Source organism: Lactonifactor longoviformis (assembly GCF_042848515.1).
Taxonomy (GTDB): Bacteria; Bacillota; Clostridia; order Lachnospirales; family Lachnospiraceae; genus Lactonifactor; species Lactonifactor longoviformis.
In genome coordinates, this window is record NZ_AP031453.1 from 2,941,614 (window position 1) to 2,960,235 (window position 18,622).

Consider the following 18,622-nt stretch of genomic DNA (forward strand, 5'->3'; position numbering starts at 1 on the left):
TAAGTATTATAGCACTATCAATCTTCTTATGCAAATTTTATAGCTTTTAGCAGCAACCGGAATTACGCAAAGCCGCCCGCTCCCGGATTAGCTTCTTTTCTCCATACTTTTGCTGCGCTCAGTTCCTTATGAAGATGCACGGCCATAGATACGGTGACGGCAGCCGACAGTATATCAGCAATGGGCTGAGCATACAGTACTCCCTGCAGGCCGCAAGCCATTGGAAGAAGTAAAATAACAGGCACAAAACAAATACCCTGCCGGCAGGCACCAAGGAAACACCCCTCTTTCGCCTTTCCCATTACCAGGAAGAGGAATGAGTACACAGTGTAAAAGCCAAAGAAGATAAAGGAAAGACCATTTGCTCTCAAAGCGGCTGCCCCCACACGGACCATCTCCCTGTCTCCTTTTGTAAACAAGGTCATGATTTGCGCAGGAAAGATTGCTGCAGTCAGGCCGAATACCACACAAAATAAGGTAGACCAGAGGATAGCGGTTTTGATTGCTTCATACAGGCGGTCAAACCTTTTTGCTCCATAACTAAACCCGGCGATTGGCTGAAAGCCTTTCAGAAATCCAAATACGATCAGGCTTCCCATGGACATAATTTTAGTAAACGGTCCCATCGCTGCCAGCGCAGATACCCCATACTCTTTCGCCGTATGATTCATCATACTGATAGAAAGACTGGTCAATACCTGAAATAGCAGTGTGGGAATCCCTATTTTCAAAATCTCGGACATAATTTCTCTGGAATAGTTGCACTCCCTGATGCGGAAACTGAATACACTCTTTTTTCGAAAGATATAGCACAAGTAGACTGCTGTGGAAACCATCTGTGAAATTGCCGTGGCAATGGCTGCACCTGCCACTCCCAGTTGAAGCACATAAATGCAGATCGGGTCTAATACCGCATTTAACAGGGCACCTGCCATCAGTGCAAACATGGCTGTTTTAGACGCTCCTTCACTTGCTGCGATATTATTCATTGTGACATTAAATACGTTAAAAATCGAAAATGTGATATAGATACTGGCGTAAGAGATTGCATAAGGCATAACACTCTCGATTGCTCCGAGCTGTTTTAAGATTGGTCTCAGAAAAATGACAGAGCAAACAATGAGTATTGCTCCCACCAAAATACTGCTGTACAAGGCGGTGCTGGCAACTTTGTCCGCTGTTTCCTTATCCCCCCGCCCAAGCAGCCTTGAAAGATAGGCGGCAGCCCCATTTCCAAACAGCAGCCCCAGACCTACGATCATTTGTCCCAGAGGAAAGGCCACCGTGACCGCACCCATCTGATCCGTTCCCAAACCACCCACAAAATAGGTATCCACCAGATTATACAGTGCGTTAATCAGCATACCAATCATGGTGGGAAGCCCCAACGCCAGCAGAGCCTTCGGTATTGGCACACTTCCCAGAAGTTCCATTTTTTTGTTTGGTTGATTCATAATTAAAGTCTCCTTTCACTTCACACAAACTATAATATATACTACTATATATTACACTATACACGACACTGCTTATGGTACTATAATTTATAGTATTTGTCAAGTGAGCACGGATGATATTTGCCGCTATCCGCTTCCCCCCCTTCATGATTTATCTTCAATTGATGCAAAATGTATTGACTTACACGTAACGTGATACTATATTCTAGATTTATAGAGGCAGAATATATGTTTGCCGGCACTCTGCCTCATACTCAATTACTAAGTAAACTGAAGGAGCTGATAGGATATGCGAACCACAAGCCAAGTTGCTGCATTCACAGGAATAAGCAAGCGCACCCTGCAATACTACGATGAAATCGGACTGCTAAAGCCAAGTAAGTTAACACAGTCCGGATATCGTCTGTACGACGAGGATGCTATGCAGAAGCTTCAGCAGATACTGTTTTTTAAAGAACTGGGGTTTTCATTAAAAGAAATACGTATCATAATCCAAAAACCTGATTTTGACAGGATAGCCGCTTTTAGAAAACAGAAAGAATTGTTCCTGCTAAAACGGAATCGTATAGACAGACTCATACAGCTCCTTACCCGCCTGGAGAAAGGGGAACATTGTATGGAGTTTAAAGAATTTGACCTGACAGAATATATCCAAGCATTGGAACAATTTAAAACCACCAATACGAAAGATATCATAAAAAATTGGGGAAGTCTTGAGAATTTTGATTTATTTATCCAGAGAGCCAGAGACAGGGAGGCTGAGATTGCCAAGCATGCAATCAAAGAGTATGGCAGCGTGGAGAACTATACAGAGGCTATGAAATACAACCTGGAACACTTCTCTGAACGCATGGAGGAACAGATTTCAGAGGAGACGAGAAAGCGCGTCCGGCAAATCACTGACCTATATAAAAGGCTGACTTCTGATATGCAGAAAGATGTCTCATCGGAAGATATTCAGACGATTGTAAGGGAACTGGTAAAACAAACGCAGGAAAACACAACCGCAGATTTTCTAGGACGAAACTATTGGGAGATGATTGTGGATACCTATTCCAATGACTATATCAAAGCTGTCACTGATACAAAATATGGCCCAGGCGCATCAGACTATATTGTCAGAGCTTTTCAATACTGGATCCGTCATAACTCATCATTCGAATAGTCTAAACAGTTCCTTCGTCACTGTGAATATACCGGGAAGTGCCCGGAGAACGGGCATTTCCCTAGTCACCCGGCTCGAATATCCTGACACAGGTAACGGCAAACAGGATGAGAAGATAAAGGTAAGCTCTTACCGGCCGGTTTTATTATTTAATCACTCTCCTGTTTTTATAATTAGAGTATACCACAAGCAATCCGCACAGCGCGCCAAAGAAAAGGAATGCCTGAATCATAGGTCCGAAATTATAGCTGCCTCCCTGCCAGAAATCAATGAAATCACTGCTGACGTAGCTCATCGGAAGGAAAGACGCCACACGCCTCAGCGCTTTGGGAAGCTGTTCGGTCTGTATGCCCATCATTCCGCAGAGAATCATGCTTCCAAAGTAGACAAACATGCTTATCGTGTACGTAGGGCCGAACTTTTTAAAGATATTAGATAGGCCGTGGGCAAAGAGGAAGAAACAGATTCCCATAACATACAGACAGCCTATGAGGCAGAGGGCAGAGGAGAGCTTAGGGCTCTGCAGATCTACCAGAATATAGGAGAACACAGAGTAAAAAATCAATCCTGCCGTCAGAGTTATGGTCTGTGCAATTATCTTGGCCAGCATAATACTGTTCTGGGAAAAACCAAACAGCTGCATCCGGACCGGAATCTCCTTCTCAAGTTCCTGGGAATAATTGGCGGAATGCCCCAGAAGGATTACTGCCATGGGAATAATCAGGCTCATAGTAATGAAAACTCCCGTGTTTGCCTCCCGCACCATGGAGGAAGGCACCTGTTTTCTCAGAGAGAATGTAATAATCATCAGCATCATTACCGGAAAGACAATTCCGAAAAATGCAATGAAAGGATTTCCGATTGCATTGCGTATCTCGTAGATAATAAGTCTCTTATTGCATGATTTGGTCTTCATAGGCGCTCCCTTCCCTCTCATAGTATGCCGCCTTGGCGTTGGTGGACATAATCTCTATGTCATTATCACTTCTTTTAAAGTTTACATTTTCCTGAAGCAGGAGCTCAGAGATTTTGTGCTCAGTCTCAAGATCCGGACAGGCAATCGCCAATAGGTGCTCCGGGGACTTAAGCTTCTTGTACTCCCTCAGAAGCTCCTGATTCTGTTTTGTGCTGTCTGTGATAAAAACCGATCGCCCGCAGTACTTCCGGAATAGTTCTTTTTTCTCTCCGAAAGCAATCACTTTCCCCTGATCTAAGATCAGAATCTTTTCTGCAAGCATTTCCAGTTCTTCGTAATAGTGGGAAACAATACACAGGGTATTGGACTTATTCTGGTACCAGTTTACCAGCTTTTCCATCAGCTTTTGCCTGGTTTCAAAATCCAGTCCGGATGTTACCTCGTCATAAAAGGTGAGGGGAGCATTCTGCAGCATTACCATAATGATGGTAAATCTCTGCTTCTGCCCTCCTGACAGATGGGAATATCGTTTGTGCAGGCATTTTTCAAATTCAAAATAGGATATCAGCTCCTGCAGTTCTCTGTTTTTTCGGATATTTGTATCCAGTATTGTCTCCATAATAGTTTTCACCGGCATAGTTGCCGCATAATGATTGGACTGCATATGCGCTGCAATCTGCTCCGGTTTTAGATTTGTGCGGATGCTTCCTTTGTAGCTGGTAAGTCCCAGAATGGATTTTACCAGCGTTGTCTTTCCTGCTCCGTTGGATCCAATGATGCCGATTCTCTCCCCCTCATGGATAGAGATGGGACAGTCTATCTGAAGTGCCAGCTGGCTGCCGTAGCGTACCTGAAGATTATGAATGGTTAACAGCATAGTTCTTCTCCCCTTTCTTTTTCTGTTAGTATCATAACAGAGCCATATGAAGTCCGTATGAAGATCTCATGGAGGTCCTTAGGGATTTTTATGTTTCTTTTTACTCAGATACATGCGGGCCAGTACGCCATTCTCCTCATTGGAAATCTCAATCTGAAAGCCGAGAAGCTCCATATAATAGGAAATCACATACAGTCCCAGTCCCCTGCCTTTCCGGCTGGTATCGCTGCTTACAAAGGGTTCATAGATATGGGGAAGCAGCTCCTCCTCAATATGGGCTCCTGCATTGTAGATTTCAAAAGAGTCCGCGGCCAGGCGTATGGTGATCTCTCCCTTCGGAGGCGTGTAGGATACTGCATTGGAGATGAGGTTATCCAGAATTTTCCGCATAATCTCCCCGTCTGTCTCTGCCTGTACCGGCTGCTCTTCACAGCGGAAGGTCAGCTTCTTTTCTCCTGCCGGTATCCGATAACTCTCCAGCACTTCCTTCAGCAGCAGGTTCATATTCACCGGTTCCCGCTTAATATTATCTGCTGAATGATTCAGATACAAAATATCCTCCACTATCTTTCTCATGGAGAGGAGCTGTCTTTTTACTTCCGGCAGGTATTTTCCAGTGTCTTTATACTTTCCTATTTCAGAGATCATGCCCTCTGTCAGCAAAAGCGCTGCAGTGATAGGTGTCTTCAGCTGGTGGGAGGAGGCCCGGAGAAAGACTTCCTGGCGTTTGTTCTCTCTGGCCAGTGACCGGTTCTTTGCCTCCAGCTCCTGATACTGCAGACGCAGCTTTTCATAAAGCTCATTTAATATAGTTCCCAGTTCTCCGATCTCATCTTTTTCATGGATTTCCAAAGGAGCCATCTCCCTGTACCCTGCCTCCTTTACATCCTCCGCATAGCCCGCCAGACGGATGATAGGATTGACAATCTTCTTAGAAAAAATCTGGGAGGCTATGAGTACCAGCAGAAATAACACAGCCGCAATCATGGGAAGGCTCCCGAAAACAATGGGCCGTATCTCATTCATCTGGGGTGTCATAACAGGCAGAAAGGAAAATATGACAGCGTCCTTTGTCTTCCCGGCTGCGATATATGTGGTATAATCATTGTCTTTATCGTTCATTCCTCCTTCAAAAACCACCATGGTATCTGAAACGATATGAACTTTTCCTTTTCTGGTCTGAATATCCTGCAGCTCTTCATCTGCATCTATCTGAACGGAAAGTAAATCTGAAAGAGGCCCCCCGTCCTCCATCCGCATACTCTCTTTCAATTCCTCAAAGTCAATATCCGGTATTTCTAAATCTGCAAAGCTGTCCGAATTCTCTACAGAATCTCTCAGCTGTTCCACTGCTTCTAAAAGCTTAGGTTCTTTAATATTTATCGTCAGACGGAATGCCTTTCCCGCCAGATAGATACTGTCGCCCTCCAGCGGGATTTCTAAAGTGGCAGAACCCGTGGGATTTCTCACTTCCAAGCCTTCATAGCTCCTGTTTTTACTGTATCCCTCCTGGACCTGGATAATGGATTCCAGATATTCCTGCCCTGCATATTCAACATAGAGGGATGGGAGCATGAATATAAAATAAAGGAGCACAAAAAGTACTAAAACCAAAGAAATCATAATGCTGTATAAGAACGTTTTTTTCGACAGGCGCATGTTATTTTCCTCCGCATGTTTCCTGGGAAGCATCAAACTGGTATCCCACACCAATCACGGTGCGGATACAGTTTTGGGGCAGTTTTTTTCTGAGATTTTTTATATGAGCATCAATAATTCTGTCATTCCCGATGTAATCCTCGTTAAATATTCTAAGAATCAGCTGCTCTCTGGTAAATACCTGCGTTGGTCTTTCATACAAAGTCTGCAACAGCAAAAACTCACTCAGCGTCAGCTCCAGTGTCTTCCCGTTATAAAAGGCCTGGTAGGCTTCCTTTTGGATCACCAGCCCATGTTCTGCCTGCACCGGGGTTCTGGCGGAACGTCTCAGTATGGTCTCCATTCGCTTCAGAAGAATAATAGGGGACACTGGTTTGATGATATAATCGTCCGCATATGCATTAAATGCCTTAACCTGTGTCTGCTCATCCCCCAGGGCTGTGAGCATAATGACCGCCATATCCGGATACTGCCTCCGAATGTGGCTGAGCACCTCCAGACCGTTTTTTTTCGGTACCATGATATCCAGCACAGCCATATCAAAGGGACATCCCTCCAAAGCCTTTACAGCTTCCTCTCCGTCCTGCACTTCTGTAACCTCATAGTTCTGCATTTTCATATATTCCGCTAAGACCTCGCGGATGGTAGGTTCATCTTCCATGAACAGTATTTTTTTCATACGCCCGCACCTTTCTTTTTCCTGCTGCTTATTATAACAGATGTGTATGAATTTCTGATGAAGATCTCAAAAGCCCTGTACGTCCGTAAATCAACCAGACGTGCAGGGCCTTCTTCACTTATTCATCAGGCAATTCCCTTTTCAACCGGCGCAAGCAGGACTTTTCCGGTACCCCGGTATACATTCACCAGTCCTTCACCGGACGCCGCCGAGCCTACCAGTGTTTTTCCGGAACGTTCTACGGTAAAGTCCAGGCTGCCGCTCCAGGCAATGGCCATATTTCCGTCTACCTTTAAGACATCATTTTCCAATGCAATCTCAACCAGCTCTTCCCTTGGACAGGAAGACTCCAGGCAAAGTACTCCGATCCCGCTGATGCCCAGGTTAAACAATCCCTCACCGCCGGCAACGGCAGAAGAGACATTAGAACGCATAACTGCTTTATGCTTCAGTTTGGCGTCACAGGCCAGAAAGAGTCCGTCATCCAGCACCACAGAGCCATTCCAGTCCTGAAGATCCAGCAAAAGTATATGCCGGTATGTAGGCTCCAGAACAAGAATGCCGTCTCCTGTATACTCTGGCTTTATGGCTGATTCTCCGGTCACCTTGCCCCGCACTGCCTTACCGAACAGATCACCTACGCCTTTGATGCCTGTGGTTGCATTGACATTTCCCACCATCCACTGCATCGCGCCCGCCTGCAGAGTAATGTTTGCTCTGCTGAGATCGCAGATCACCTGTCGTTTGCGTACATTCATTGCATTGCAGAAATAAGCTGTCTGTGCGTCACTGGGCATAACGCTTAAATCCCGCTCATATTCAATTACTGTAAAGGGACCCAGAGACGCCAGTGTCTTAATATCATCATTGTCAGTAAAATTGGAAATATGAAACATAATATTCTACCTCCCGGTTGTTTCATCCATGCTCGGTAATTTCACAGAGAACGGCTGAATTCTAACTTAATAGTAACAGTCAAATTCAGTATACAGGAAACCGGACGGATTGGCAAGGTATGCAGCAGGGTAAAGAACAAGAAAAAGCGTCTTGACAAACAAGAGGGAAAGGCATATAATGAACACTGTTCATATGGAGGTGAAATCTTGAATAAAAACGTTACTTCCAAAGAAGAGCTTGTTGCTGCTGCTTTGGAAATTGCCCGGGAAGAGGGAGTTCATAAAGTCAGCATCCGTAATATAGCACATAAGTGTTCTATTTCTGTGGGAGTACTGTACAATTATTTTCCCACGAAAGCGGACTTAATTTTTGCAGTTGTATCCCATTTTTGGGAAACAAGCAGTTCCATGTTACAGGATATTCACGTAAAAGACAACTGTTTTACACAGTATGTCGAACTGTTTTACCATCAGATAAATGTCAGTCTGTCTGATTTTCAGAGAGAATGGCTGACACAGATGGAAACTATGGCACCGGAGGACAAAGAACGGGGTAAGGAACTGGAACTACAATGTTTCAGCCGTCTGAAGTTTCTGCTTTTGCAGGTCCTCTCTTCAGATCCGTCGATCCCTGCATCTGCCTGGTCAGAGGAATATCCGAAGGATGAATTTATAGATTTTGTATTTTGGCATATGGTTCAGATGCTGAGGACAGGTCAAAAGGACTGTACCTTTTTTGTAAAAACCCTGCAGCGGATCCTGTACTGATACTTTCATAGGGGATCCGCTGTTATAATCGTCAATATGAACATTGTTCATCAAAAGGAGGCAGTGTATGATACACAAAAAATTTTTACTTTTAATTGCCGGCTTAGTCTGGCTTGGAGCAGGAATTAATATCTTCCGAATCGGCGTGACAGCCAGAGTTCCTGTCTGGAATCTGTGGATGATAGTCACAAGCTTTACAATACTTTTGCTGTTCCACTTTCTTGTATTTCGAAGAATGGTTAAAAAGCATACCCGGCGAATCCATGGCTATCTGGAATCCCGGCAGCCCTTCTACCGTTTTTTCAACAAGCAGTCTTATGGTATTATGGCTTTCATGATGACGTTTGGCATCGGTCTTCGCGTTTCAGGCATCGTATCTGATACATTTATTGCCGTATTTTATACCGGACTGGGGACTTCCCTGCTGCTTGCGGGAGTCAGCTTTATTTTTCAGTTTGCAAGATATCCGCACCCGGCATTAACGAAAGGAGAGATTTCACAATGATATTAGGGGAAACTATATTTGACATTGTTTATTTGTTTACAGTAATCACAATTGGGGGAAAGATGATGCAGTCATCGCCCCGGAAAAGCCAATACTGGCTCTTTGGACTGATGGCCGTTATATTAGGATGCGGGGATGCATTTCATCTGGTTCCCAGAGTCTGGGCAATGCATACCGTAGGGCTGGACGCAGCTTTCGCCCCTCTGGGGTTTGGGCAGGCAGTAACCTCCATTACAATGACCATATTTTACGTACTCCTCTATCATATCTGGGAGATACGTTACCGGCAGACTTCCGTATCCTCTCTGCGCATTACAGTTTACGTACTGGCCTTCCTGAGAATCCTGCTGTGCCTCTTCCCTCAAAACCGTTGGATGAGTCCCGACGCGCCACTGAGCTGGGGCATCTACCGCAACATTCCATTCTCAATACTTGGAGTGATTGTTTTAGTTCTGTTCTACAAAAAGGCAAAGGAAACTCATGATCAGGCATTCCGTTTTATGTGGCTAGCCATTGCCATCAGCTTTGCCTGCTACCTGCCGGTGGTACTTTTAGCCGGCAAGATACCGCCCATCGGCGCACTGATGATCCCAAAAACTTGTGCGTATGTCTGGATGGTCTGGATGGGGTATTCGGCATTGAAAAACAGTTCCACTTCAAGGCAGCACAAAGCCGGATAGCACACTATCCGGCTTACCATCCTACCTGAATTCAGCTTTATTTCTTGTCAAAAAATTTATATCCTTTCCATATCTGGCAGCAAGACTAAAATCATTTTCCATAAATAATGTATACTCTGCGGGCGTTATTTTTGAGGCTTTTATCCTTTCGTAAATTGTTAAATTCCAGGTATGTTTGCATTTTTTACATCTGTATATAAGCCATACATCTACTTTATTACCGTTTGCATTTACTCTGAATTTCCCTGAATTTATGAACTCCTGCGTTTTTTTGCATCCCCCACAGTGATGATACACCTTTAGAGAAGACACTTTCATGGGGCAGCCTCATCCGTAAAGATAGTAGTTCGTATGATTCTTTGGATGCTTTTTTCTGATAAGGAATATTCATTGGCAAGTTTTTTTATGGAAAACCCTATGCTATGCTTTTTGCATATTTCATGATTTCGTATTTCATAATACTGCTTTGTCTTGGTCTGGCTTCCCCAGATCTTTTTCTCTTTACATGGGATGTATATACTTTCTCCGCTTACATATTGCTGAATAGATTCTATTAATTCTTTGGGCAGAATATCCTCTGCTCTAACATAGCTCATTGTAATCCTCCTGTTACTATGGGGATTCATCTGAGCTTAACGATTCGTATTTATTTTAAGCTCAGACTACTGAGCCATAACATATCTATTTCTCATATACCTGCTCCTTTCAGTATTTTCACGTTTATTGTATATTCTCCGGCAAAGTATTACAACCTCATTCTCACTTATAAACAAACTCGTTCCTTGTTCTACAAAAACCTCCCCCTGAGCTTTCCCATACTCAGGTGATAGGATGCTCTTGGCGGTGGGCTGGCTGGTTCGGACGGGAGGGAGGCTTAAGTTCCGCGGACGATTCCGCAGGAGTGACTAGAGAGTCTTAGACAAAGCCGGGATTCCCGCAGGAGATTTTTTCGGCAGTCAGGGCCGAAAAAAAGTGAGCATGGGCAGAGAATGCACATAAAGCATTCTTTGACCATACGAACGGTGCTCCGGCGGGGATTCCGGTTTTGTCTTAGACTCTCTTCGCGACGGAGGTGTCCGCGGAACTTAAGCCTCCCTCCCGTTCGAACCAGCCAGCCCACCGCCAAGAGCATCCTATCACCGTCCCCTCACAACTAAAAAAGGACCGCCACTCAAAGCAGTCCTTCTCCTATCCTACATCTGTCTCCGAACAATCCGGTATTCATCCTGATACTGAAAATAAGGACAGTTCCCAAACGTCCCTTTTAAAAACCGGAGCATTTCATCCTCATCTAAATCCATCTCGCAAACATAATATCCATATTCTTCGTCATATACATAATTCCCGCAGCATTCGCAGTTTGCCTTCTTTGTCATAATCGGCAGTCCCTCTCTTACCTCTGGCAGAATTCCCTTATAGAGTCTTTTAATTCTCCGAAACTTCCCGGGAGTACATCTCTCTTTGCATTGTACAGGCTATGTATAAAATCAATAATAAAACCTGCCAGTACGATGGAGCCTACCACTCTTCCCACGGAAAAGGGATAGCTGTTTACGATTGCTTCCACGCCCCGCTGCAGAAAAACGAATAGCAATACCGTATAAAAGCCCCAAACAATGCTGCTCTCCAGGCAGAGGATACCTTTGTAATTGTAAGGCTTTTCTGAGTAATCCCACCAGACTTCCCCGAAAACGGAGAGCATCAGCTGGGCGGTCAGATATTCCAGCGCTGTGGGTATGGCGCATCCAAGGACGTAGAGGAGAAAATAATCACCTGAGAAAGGTCTCAGCAGAAAATAGACGGTTAATGCCCCCACGCCGTAGATAGGGCAGATAGGACCTTTCACAAACCCCCTGTTAGTCAGTTTTTTATTGCATACAGACATGTAGATAGATTCTACAATCCAACCAAGTATACTATAAATCAGGAACCAGTGAACGATATGATATAAGTCCGTATTAAATAAAGTTCTTGTCCACATAAAACTACTCCCTTCTATCTAAAAATGCAGACGGTGTTAGTTTACCTGGTCATTTTATCATAGACCTCCGTAAAATACCAGCAATCCATCTGCAAATTAAAGAAATGTTAAAATTTCGTTAAGATCATCACAGCATCGGCGCAAACAGCCGCAGTATACTCTGCATTCCCCGAACAACAATATTTCTGTTCCTGCAGAATTCCAGTGTGATCTCTTTACACTTTGGCAGCATACCGAGCATATCCATCTTAATCTGCATAATGGCATTGCTCTTATACATCCAGGTACCGCATTCAAAGTGGAGATAAAGACTTCTGTAATCCATATTTACGGTTCCCACTGCGCCTACCTCGTCGTCACACACAAATGATTTTGCGTGAAGAAATCCGGGGGTATATTCGTAAATTTTTACCCCTGCTTCCAGCAGCTGTTCATAGTAGGACTGGGTCAGCAGAAATACCATTTTTTTATCTGGAATACCAGGAGTCAGAATCGTCACCTCTACACCGCTCTTCGATGCCAGACACAGAGCTGTCATCATTTCATTGTCTATAATCAGATACGGGGTACAGATATAAATATATTTTTTCGCCCGGTTGATAATATTCAGATAGACATTCTCCCCCACAATCTCTTCGTCCAGAGGTGTGTCACTGTAGGGCTGGACAAACCCGTCGCTGGCAAAGGGGCCCGGATGATACACGTGAGGCTCATACTCCTTAAAGTCACACTTCATTTTCGTAATCACACACCACATCTGCAGAAACATAACCGTGAAGTTCCATACCGCCTCGCCCTTCAGCATAATTCCTGTGTCTTTCCAGTGGCCGAATCTGTCCTTTTCATTGATATACTCGTCGGCCAGGTTAATACCCCCTGTAAAGCCCGTATGCCCATCTATTACCAATATTTTTCTGTGGTCCCTGTTATTCAGTATGATATTCAGAATGGGCCGCAAAGGGTTAAAGGAAGCGCACTTGATACCCTTTGACTGAAGCTGTTTATAAAAGTGATAGGGAAGTGTGGTTGCACAGCCCATGTCATCGTATATCAATCTGACATCCACTCCCTCTTTCGCTTTTCTCTCCAGGATCTCAAGAACCGTCTGCCACATACGGCCGTCATTTATAATAAAATACTCCAGGAAAATAAAGTGCTGCGCCTTCTCTAATTCCTCGATCATCGCTGGGAACATATCGTCTCCCACGGAATAGTATTCGGTAATTGTATTTTTATAAACGGGAAAGCCCGCATGATCTCTGATATACTGAGACTGGTTGGAGATGCCTTTGTCCTCTTCCTCCAGTTCGGCGCGGACCTCAGGATCCTCCTGAATCAGATCGGATATGCGGTTTAAAACATACTGAAATTCCCTGGACATTTTTTTTGCAATTCTGGACTTTCCAAACAGAAAATAGATGGTTACCCCGAAAAAGGGGATGGTCAGAATCAGTATCGTCCAGGCTAATTTATAAGAAGGATTGATTTTTTTGTTTACAATCCACAATACCAAAAACAGACTTAAAATTGAAATAATTCTTGCCACATGGGTAGAGATTGCACTGATCCCCCAGACCAGAGCGGCAATCCACGCCAATTCCAGCAGAATGGCCAGAGCTACTACGAATATCCGGCTAAAAACTAGTTTGATTAATTTCTTCATACCCGCACCGTTCCTCTGTAAAAAAGTCCCTGGCAACAAGCCAAGGACTTTTACTGCACATTAATTATATTTACGTTTTCTAGCGGCTTCAGATTTTTTCTTACGGCGAACGCTTGGTTTTTCGTAATGTTCTCTCTTACGAATCTCCTGCTGAATGCCGGCTTTGGCACAACTACGCTTAAATCTGCGTAAAGCGCTATCCAAAGTCTCGTTCTCTTTTACGATAACATTTGACATAGTCTCACACCTAACCTCCCTCCAGTTGTAGATTGTGCATAATACAACTGTCTGGGTATTTTTTACTGCACAAAAATATTATAGCAGATTTTTCCCATTCGTCAACCTGTTTCGAAGTTTTTTTTTATTTTTTCTTTAATTTAGCTGCTCTCTCAGCAGATTTGCTGCTGTCTCAAGCGCTTCCGGCACTTTTTCAGGGTTTTTGCCCCCGGCCTGTGCCATATTTGGACGGCCTCCGCCGCCTCCGCCGACAACGGCTGCAGTTCCCTTAATCAGGTTGCCCGCATGAGCCCCTTTGTCCATAGCTCCCTGGGTTGCCATAGCTAAGAGGCTTACCTTGCCGCCCATAGTGGACGCCAAAATTACGACGCCTTCTCCCAGCTTCTCTTTTAACTGATCGCCCAGGTCCCGCAGGCCGTTCATATCTACATCTTCCACTGCCACAGCCAGAAGCTTTACGCCATTAATGTCCTGCACCTGGCTCATAACATCGCCTACGGCGTCCTGTGCCAGCCTGCTCTTCAGAGACTCATTCTCACTGTGAAGAGTCTTTATCTCAGCCTGCAGGTGGCCAATTTTTTCTGAAACCTCACCCGGAGTTGTCCGGAGCATAGCCGCGGCATCTTTCAGCTTTTCTTCAATTTTTTTATAATACGCAAAAACACTGTCGCCGGTCAGTGCCTCGATTCGGCGCACACCTGCGGCAATACCAGCCTCTGAAATGATTTTGAACGTAGTAATGGCGCTTGTATTTGGCACGTGGGTTCCGCCGCAGAGCTCCCTGGAATAGTCCCCCATGGATACCACTCTGACGTCATCGCCGTATTTTTCTCCGAACAGAGCCACAGCCCCTGTTTTTTTCGCGTCTTCCAGGCTCATAATCTGTGTTTCCACCGGAAGTGCCTTCTGGATCTCTTCATTTACGATTGCTTCTGCTTTATCCAGTTCTTCCTGGGTCATAGCCTGGAAGTGAGCAAAATCGAAACGGAGTCTGTCGGGGGTTACCAGAGAACCTTTCTGCTCTACGTGAGCTCCCAGCACAGTTTTCAGCGCTTTCTGAAGTAGATGGGTGGCGCTGTGATTCTTACAAGTATTGGCTCTCCCCTTGGGAGATACTCTGAGGGTTACTTTATCTCCTGTCTTAATCATCCCTTTGACGATATGACCCACATGGCCCACTTTGTCTCCAAGCAGTTTGATGGTATCCTCTACCTGGAAGATGGTATCTCCAACTGTAATGGTACCGGTATCACCTTCCTGGCCGCCCATGGTTGCATAGAAAGGAGTTTCTTTTACAAAGATTGTCCCCTTCTGGCCGTCTGTCAGGGCATCTGTAAGCTCCGCCTCTGTGGTGAGAACAGTTACCTCTGATTCGTATTCTAATTTATCATATCCCACAAATACGGTGGTGACGGTAGGATCAATGCTGTCATATACGGTCGCGTCAGCCCCCATATAGTTGGTTACTTCCCTGGCGTTTCTGGCCTTCTGACGCTGTTCTTCCATTGCTTCCCGGAATCCTTCTTCGTCTATGGTATAATTCTTTTCCTCCAGGATTTCTTTTGTCAAATCAATGGGGAATCCATAGGTATCGTATAATTTGAATGCATCTTCCCCGGACAGTTCCCTGGTTCCTTCTGCCTGCATCTTATCTACTAATTCTCCAAGAATACGAAGCCCCTGATCAATGGTTTTATTAAACTGCTCTTCTTCCTGGTTCAGGACTTTAAAGATAAAATCTCTTTTTTCCTCCAGCTCCGGATATCCGTCCTTGGATTCTTCGATGACGGTGGCGCTTAATTTTGCAAGGAAACGGCCTTCGATTCCAAGGAGACGGCCATGGCGGGCCGCCCGGCGGATCAGACGGCGCAGGACGTAGCCTCGTCCCTCGTTTGTAGGCATAATTCCGTCAGAGATCATAAAAGTCGTGGAACGGATATGGTCAGTAATCAGACGAATAGAGACATCCTGCTCTTCATTCTCCTTATAGGTCACCTTGGCAATCTCACAGACCTTGTTCCGCAGGGCTTCTATGGTATCTATATCGAAGATAGAATCCACCTCCTGTACCACCACTGCAAGACGCTCCAGCCCCATACCGGTGTCAATATTCTTATAATCCAGCTCTGTATAATTTCCGTTTCCGTCATTGTCAAACTGGGTAAATACGTTATTCCACACTTCCATATACCGATCGCAGTCGCAGCCTACGGTACAGTCTGGTTTTCCGCAGCCGAACTTCTCCCCGCGATCGTAATAAACTTCGGAACAGGGACCGCAGGGACCTGCCCCATGCTCCCAGAAATTATCTTCCTTTCCAAAGCGGAAGATGCGCTCGGGTGCGATTCCGATATCTTTATTCCAGATCTCAAAGGCTTCTTCATCATCCAGGTAGATAGAGGGATAGAGGCGATCCGGTTCCAGGCCGATCACTTCCGTAAGAAATTCCCAAGTCCACGCGATGGACTCTTTTTTAAAATAATCTCCAAAGGAAAAATTGCCCAGCATTTCAAAGAATGTACCGTGGCGGGCTGTCTTTCCTACTATCTCAATATCTCCAGTGCGGATACACTTCTGGCAGGTTGTCACTCTTTTTCTCGGCGGAACCTCAGCTCCTGTAAAGTACGGCTTTAAGGGAGCCATACCAGAATTGATCAAAAGCAGACTCTTGTCATTGTGAGGCACCAGAGAAAAACTCTTCATTGCCAAATGTCCTTTGCTCTCAAAAAATTCTAAAAACATTTTACGAAGTTCATTTACTCCATATTTCTGCACGTTGTTATTACCTCCTGTTTTCATCCTTGGTCCTTTTTCCGGAGTTCTATATGAATCATATCCTGTCGGACGCAATATTTTCTGTCGTTAATCATATCATAGGATAACGCCTATTTCAAGCCAAATTCTTGCACCGTGTCTTCGATGAGATCCCCGGAATCAGCGGCCTGGGTGGCCAAAAAGTCACATCTCTCATTCTCCTCATGGCCGTTGTGGCCTTTGACCCAGATGAATGTTACCTGGTGAGGCTCCTTTGCTTTTAGCAGCCGTTTCCAAAGGTCCACATTTTTTACGGGTTCATTCTTTCCTCGTTTCCAGCCCTTTTTCAGCCAGCTGTCGACCCAGTGCTGATTGAAGGCATCCACCAGGTATTTGGAGTCCGAGTACAGCTCCACCTGGCAGGGACGGGTCAGCGCCTCCAGGCCTGCGATGGCTGCCATCAGCTCCATCCGGTTATTGGTGGTTTGCTTATATCCCTGGGAGTATTCCCGCTTGTGAAGCTGTCCCCTGCTGTCTGTATAGTGGAGGACTGTCCCGTATCCTCCCGGCCCGTCAGGGTTGCCTCTGGCAGATCCGTCTGTGTATATCTTTACTAACATTGCCCCTCCTCTTTCTTCACAGGAGCCCAGGCTCCCTTTTTCTCAAAAATTTCAGCCGCCCGTTTGGCGTTTTCTATTATCTTTTGGTCATAGCCTATCATCTCAAGAAGCCGGATGGCATTCCTGGTGGTGGCCCGTCCCTTTTTCAGCAGATAGTTGAAGACTACATCGTGCTCCTTTACCTCTTCCTCGAAATGATAATTTGTGTACAGCGCTTCCAGCATATATGACAGCTCAATGTCATGGGTTGCCGCGAAGGAAAGGACGTGATCCCGGCACAGAGCTGCCAGTATATTAGAGGATGCAGCGATTCTCTCAATGGTATTCGTTCCCCTCAGCACCTCGTCAATCACACAGAGCAGCGGTGTGGTCTTGCGGGCAGCTTTAAGAATCCGGTTCAGGGACTTGATTTCTACAATATAATAGCTCTCTCCGCTGTGCAGGTCATCCCTGAGCGCCATGGAAGTCATCACCCGCAGATAGCAGCTTTTGTATTCTGAGGCCACGCACAGTCCAATCGTCTGTGCCAGGATGGCATTCACGGCAACGTTCTTCAGAAACGTTGATTTTCCAGAGGCATTGGAGCCGGTAACCAGGGTTCCCCCTGCCACAGCAATACTGTTGGCAACCGGTTCTTTGATGAGAGGATGATACAGATTTGTCACCTCCATAGCGGCACGTTTCCCCGGCGCTTCAAACTGAGGAATACAGGTATAGGGCATAGCCTCCCGAAAAGAGGCCACTGCGATACAGCTGTCCAGAAACCCGAACGTCTCCATCAGTGTTTCCACCGCTCCAAAGTGTTTCTGGAGTTCTTTGAGCATACTGTTAAACTTTATCATATCTACGTGAAAGATCATGCGGATATAATCCAGAATAATCGTCTCCAGGCCGCCGCCCGCGTCGCTTCTGTTCATGACAAGCCCGGCGCCTCTGCTGAACTGTCCAAGTTCATTCCTCGCCTTTTTTATCTGTTCCAGATACTCCGACAGCTCCGGCATAGGTAGCTTAGAGGTTTCTTTTGCCGCTTCCAGGATTCTCATAATGCTCCGGATGCAGGACAGATACGTCTCGATCTCCTGTTTGCTGAAGAGATACTGAATCACGTTAAAGACCATCATGCCCAGCATAAGGAAGACTCCGTATTTTGGAATCACAATCATAGCCAGAATACTCAGGATCATCAAAAGAGCACAGGCAATGTGCTTTCCTCTCTTATGTTCTTTAGCATCTGTGAGAACATACAGGGAGTCTGACAGTGAGACCGTCGGAAGACGCTTGAGATTGCCCAGAAGAAGCTGCAGGCGCACTCTCTCTTCCTGGTGTCCTCTGAAATAATCTGCCAGACGCTGACGTTCCTGTAGCTTTTCTGGTGTGAATTCTGGTTTTCTCAGCATATAGTAAAGATAATCTTCCCCCAGAGAAGACATGGTCTGGTTCATAAGCATAAAGATTCTGTCCAGATCCAGATCGTTCCAGGTTATATCATCCAGGAAAAAGCCGCTTTCCTGGCTTTCCCGGCGCATGAAATAGTGGGAAATGGAGTCCAGGAGATCCCTGGAATACTCTTTATCCGGTATATTCCCCCACATTTCTCTTATTTTTTCCCTGACTTTCTCTCTCTGCCTTTTGTTCTCTCTGGCCATCACCGTAATCATGGTGATGAACAGGCATAGAATCAGCCCTGCAAATATAAATTGTTCTTCCATTTTCTGCCTCCTCTCTGCCGGTAAAATCACTTGGGGACGGGGGAATCCCATTCCTCCCG

Annotated in this window: 19 protein-coding genes; 4 read left to right on the forward strand and 15 right to left on the reverse strand. The window is 45.4% G+C overall.

Annotation, left to right across the window (positions count from 1 at the left end; all coding sequences use genetic code 11):
* Positions 1 to 62: 62 nt before the first annotated feature.
* Entirely contained in the window at positions 63 to 1,454 is a 1,392-nt protein-coding gene (locus tag ACGHCT_RS13595; RefSeq protein WP_390436317.1) for an MATE family efflux transporter, read from the reverse strand.
* A 289-nt stretch (positions 1,455 to 1,743) separates the two neighbouring features.
* Between ACGHCT_RS13595 and ACGHCT_RS13600 the strand changes: the two genes are divergently transcribed.
* On the forward strand, positions 1,744 to 2,619 hold the full coding sequence (locus ACGHCT_RS13600) for a MerR family transcriptional regulator (RefSeq protein ID WP_390436318.1): 876 nt from the start codon (positions 1,744 to 1,746) through the stop codon (positions 2,617 to 2,619).
* 145 nt (positions 2,620 to 2,764) lie between these two features.
* Here the strand turns inward: ACGHCT_RS13600 and ACGHCT_RS13605 are convergent, their stop codons facing one another.
* The 5 genes from ACGHCT_RS13605 to ACGHCT_RS13625 all read right to left on the reverse strand — a co-directional run bounded on the left by ACGHCT_RS13605 (position 2,765) and on the right by ACGHCT_RS13625 (position 7,646).
* Positions 2,765 to 3,535, reverse strand: a complete 771-nt coding sequence (locus tag ACGHCT_RS13605) for an ABC transporter permease (protein ID WP_072853573.1) — start codon at positions 3,533 to 3,535, stop codon at positions 2,765 to 2,767.
* The gene (locus ACGHCT_RS13610) at positions 3,513 to 4,412 is read right to left on the reverse strand and encodes an ATP-binding cassette domain-containing protein (RefSeq protein ID WP_084068018.1); all 900 of its coding nucleotides are present in this window, start codon (positions 4,410 to 4,412) and stop codon (positions 3,513 to 3,515) included. The genes ACGHCT_RS13605 and ACGHCT_RS13610 overlap by 23 nt, the downstream gene beginning before the upstream one ends.
* Before the next feature lie 78 nt (positions 4,413 to 4,490).
* Complete coding sequence (locus ACGHCT_RS13615; protein ID WP_390436321.1) at positions 4,491 to 6,071, reverse strand: sensor histidine kinase; 1,581 nt, start codon at positions 6,069 to 6,071, stop codon at positions 4,491 to 4,493.
* 1 nt (position 6,072) lies between these two features.
* Complete coding sequence (locus ACGHCT_RS13620) at positions 6,073 to 6,750, reverse strand: response regulator transcription factor (RefSeq protein WP_072853569.1); 678 nt, start codon at positions 6,748 to 6,750, stop codon at positions 6,073 to 6,075.
* A 125-nt stretch (positions 6,751 to 6,875) separates the two neighbouring features.
* Positions 6,876 to 7,646: an AIM24 family protein gene (locus tag ACGHCT_RS13625; protein ID WP_390436323.1), complete on the reverse strand. Its 771-nt coding sequence runs from the start codon at positions 7,644 to 7,646 to the stop codon at positions 6,876 to 6,878.
* A gap of 207 nt (positions 7,647 to 7,853) precedes the next feature.
* On the opposite strand from ACGHCT_RS13625, the gene ACGHCT_RS13630 reads away from it, so the two are divergent.
* From ACGHCT_RS13630 to ACGHCT_RS13640, 3 genes are all read left to right on the forward strand, one after another.
* The gene (locus ACGHCT_RS13630) at positions 7,854 to 8,414 is read left to right on the forward strand and encodes a TetR/AcrR family transcriptional regulator (protein WP_072853565.1); all 561 of its coding nucleotides are present in this window, start codon (positions 7,854 to 7,856) and stop codon (positions 8,412 to 8,414) included.
* A gap of 67 nt (positions 8,415 to 8,481) precedes the next feature.
* Entirely contained in the window at positions 8,482 to 8,919 is a 438-nt protein-coding gene (locus tag ACGHCT_RS13635; protein WP_154259906.1) for a hypothetical protein, read from the forward strand.
* The gene (locus ACGHCT_RS13640) at positions 8,916 to 9,599 is read left to right on the forward strand and encodes a hypothetical protein (protein ID WP_390436324.1); all 684 of its coding nucleotides are present in this window, start codon (positions 8,916 to 8,918) and stop codon (positions 9,597 to 9,599) included. Before ACGHCT_RS13635 ends, ACGHCT_RS13640 begins: the two co-directional genes overlap by 4 nt.
* Positions 9,600 to 9,620: 21 nt before the next feature.
* On the opposite strand, the gene ACGHCT_RS13645 is transcribed toward ACGHCT_RS13640, so the two are convergent.
* The 9 genes from ACGHCT_RS13645 to ACGHCT_RS13685 form a co-directional block, all read right to left on the reverse strand.
* Positions 9,621 to 9,917: a DUF1062 domain-containing protein gene (locus ACGHCT_RS13645; RefSeq protein WP_154259901.1), complete on the reverse strand. Its 297-nt coding sequence runs from the start codon at positions 9,915 to 9,917 to the stop codon at positions 9,621 to 9,623.
* On the reverse strand, positions 9,914 to 10,195 hold the full coding sequence (locus tag ACGHCT_RS13650; RefSeq protein WP_154259898.1) for a CD3324 family protein: 282 nt from the start codon (positions 10,193 to 10,195) through the stop codon (positions 9,914 to 9,916). The genes ACGHCT_RS13645 and ACGHCT_RS13650 overlap by 4 nt, the downstream gene beginning before the upstream one ends.
* Positions 10,196 to 10,792: 597 nt before the next feature.
* On the reverse strand, positions 10,793 to 10,975 hold the full coding sequence (locus ACGHCT_RS13655; protein ID WP_226904259.1) for a DUF6472 family protein: 183 nt from the start codon (positions 10,973 to 10,975) through the stop codon (positions 10,793 to 10,795).
* Between the two features lie 17 nt (positions 10,976 to 10,992).
* Positions 10,993 to 11,580 (reverse strand): putative ABC transporter permease, encoded by a 588-nt coding sequence (locus tag ACGHCT_RS13660; protein WP_154259892.1) that lies wholly within the window; start codon positions 11,578 to 11,580, stop codon positions 10,993 to 10,995.
* Between the two features lie 127 nt (positions 11,581 to 11,707).
* A complete protein-coding gene (gene cls / locus ACGHCT_RS13665) occupies positions 11,708 to 13,243 on the reverse strand; it encodes a cardiolipin synthase (RefSeq protein ID WP_154259890.1) in 1,536 nt (511 codons plus the stop codon).
* A gap of 60 nt (positions 13,244 to 13,303) precedes the next feature.
* Positions 13,304 to 13,480, reverse strand: a complete 177-nt coding sequence (gene rpsU, locus ACGHCT_RS13670) for a 30S ribosomal protein S21 (RefSeq protein ID WP_004222305.1) — start codon at positions 13,478 to 13,480, stop codon at positions 13,304 to 13,306.
* A 135-nt stretch (positions 13,481 to 13,615) separates the two neighbouring features.
* Positions 13,616 to 16,222: an alanine--tRNA ligase gene (alaS, locus tag ACGHCT_RS13675; RefSeq protein WP_369523678.1), complete on the reverse strand. Its 2,607-nt coding sequence runs from the start codon at positions 16,220 to 16,222 to the stop codon at positions 13,616 to 13,618.
* Positions 16,223 to 16,365: 143 nt separating this feature from the next.
* Positions 16,366 to 16,854, reverse strand: a complete 489-nt coding sequence (gene rnhA / locus ACGHCT_RS13680) for a ribonuclease HI (RefSeq protein ID WP_072853547.1) — start codon at positions 16,852 to 16,854, stop codon at positions 16,366 to 16,368.
* Positions 16,848 to 18,563: a DNA mismatch repair protein MutS gene (locus ACGHCT_RS13685; protein ID WP_390436327.1), complete on the reverse strand. Its 1,716-nt coding sequence runs from the start codon at positions 18,561 to 18,563 to the stop codon at positions 16,848 to 16,850. Before ACGHCT_RS13685 ends, rnhA begins: the two co-directional genes overlap by 7 nt.
* Positions 18,564 to 18,622 lie beyond the last annotated feature (59 nt).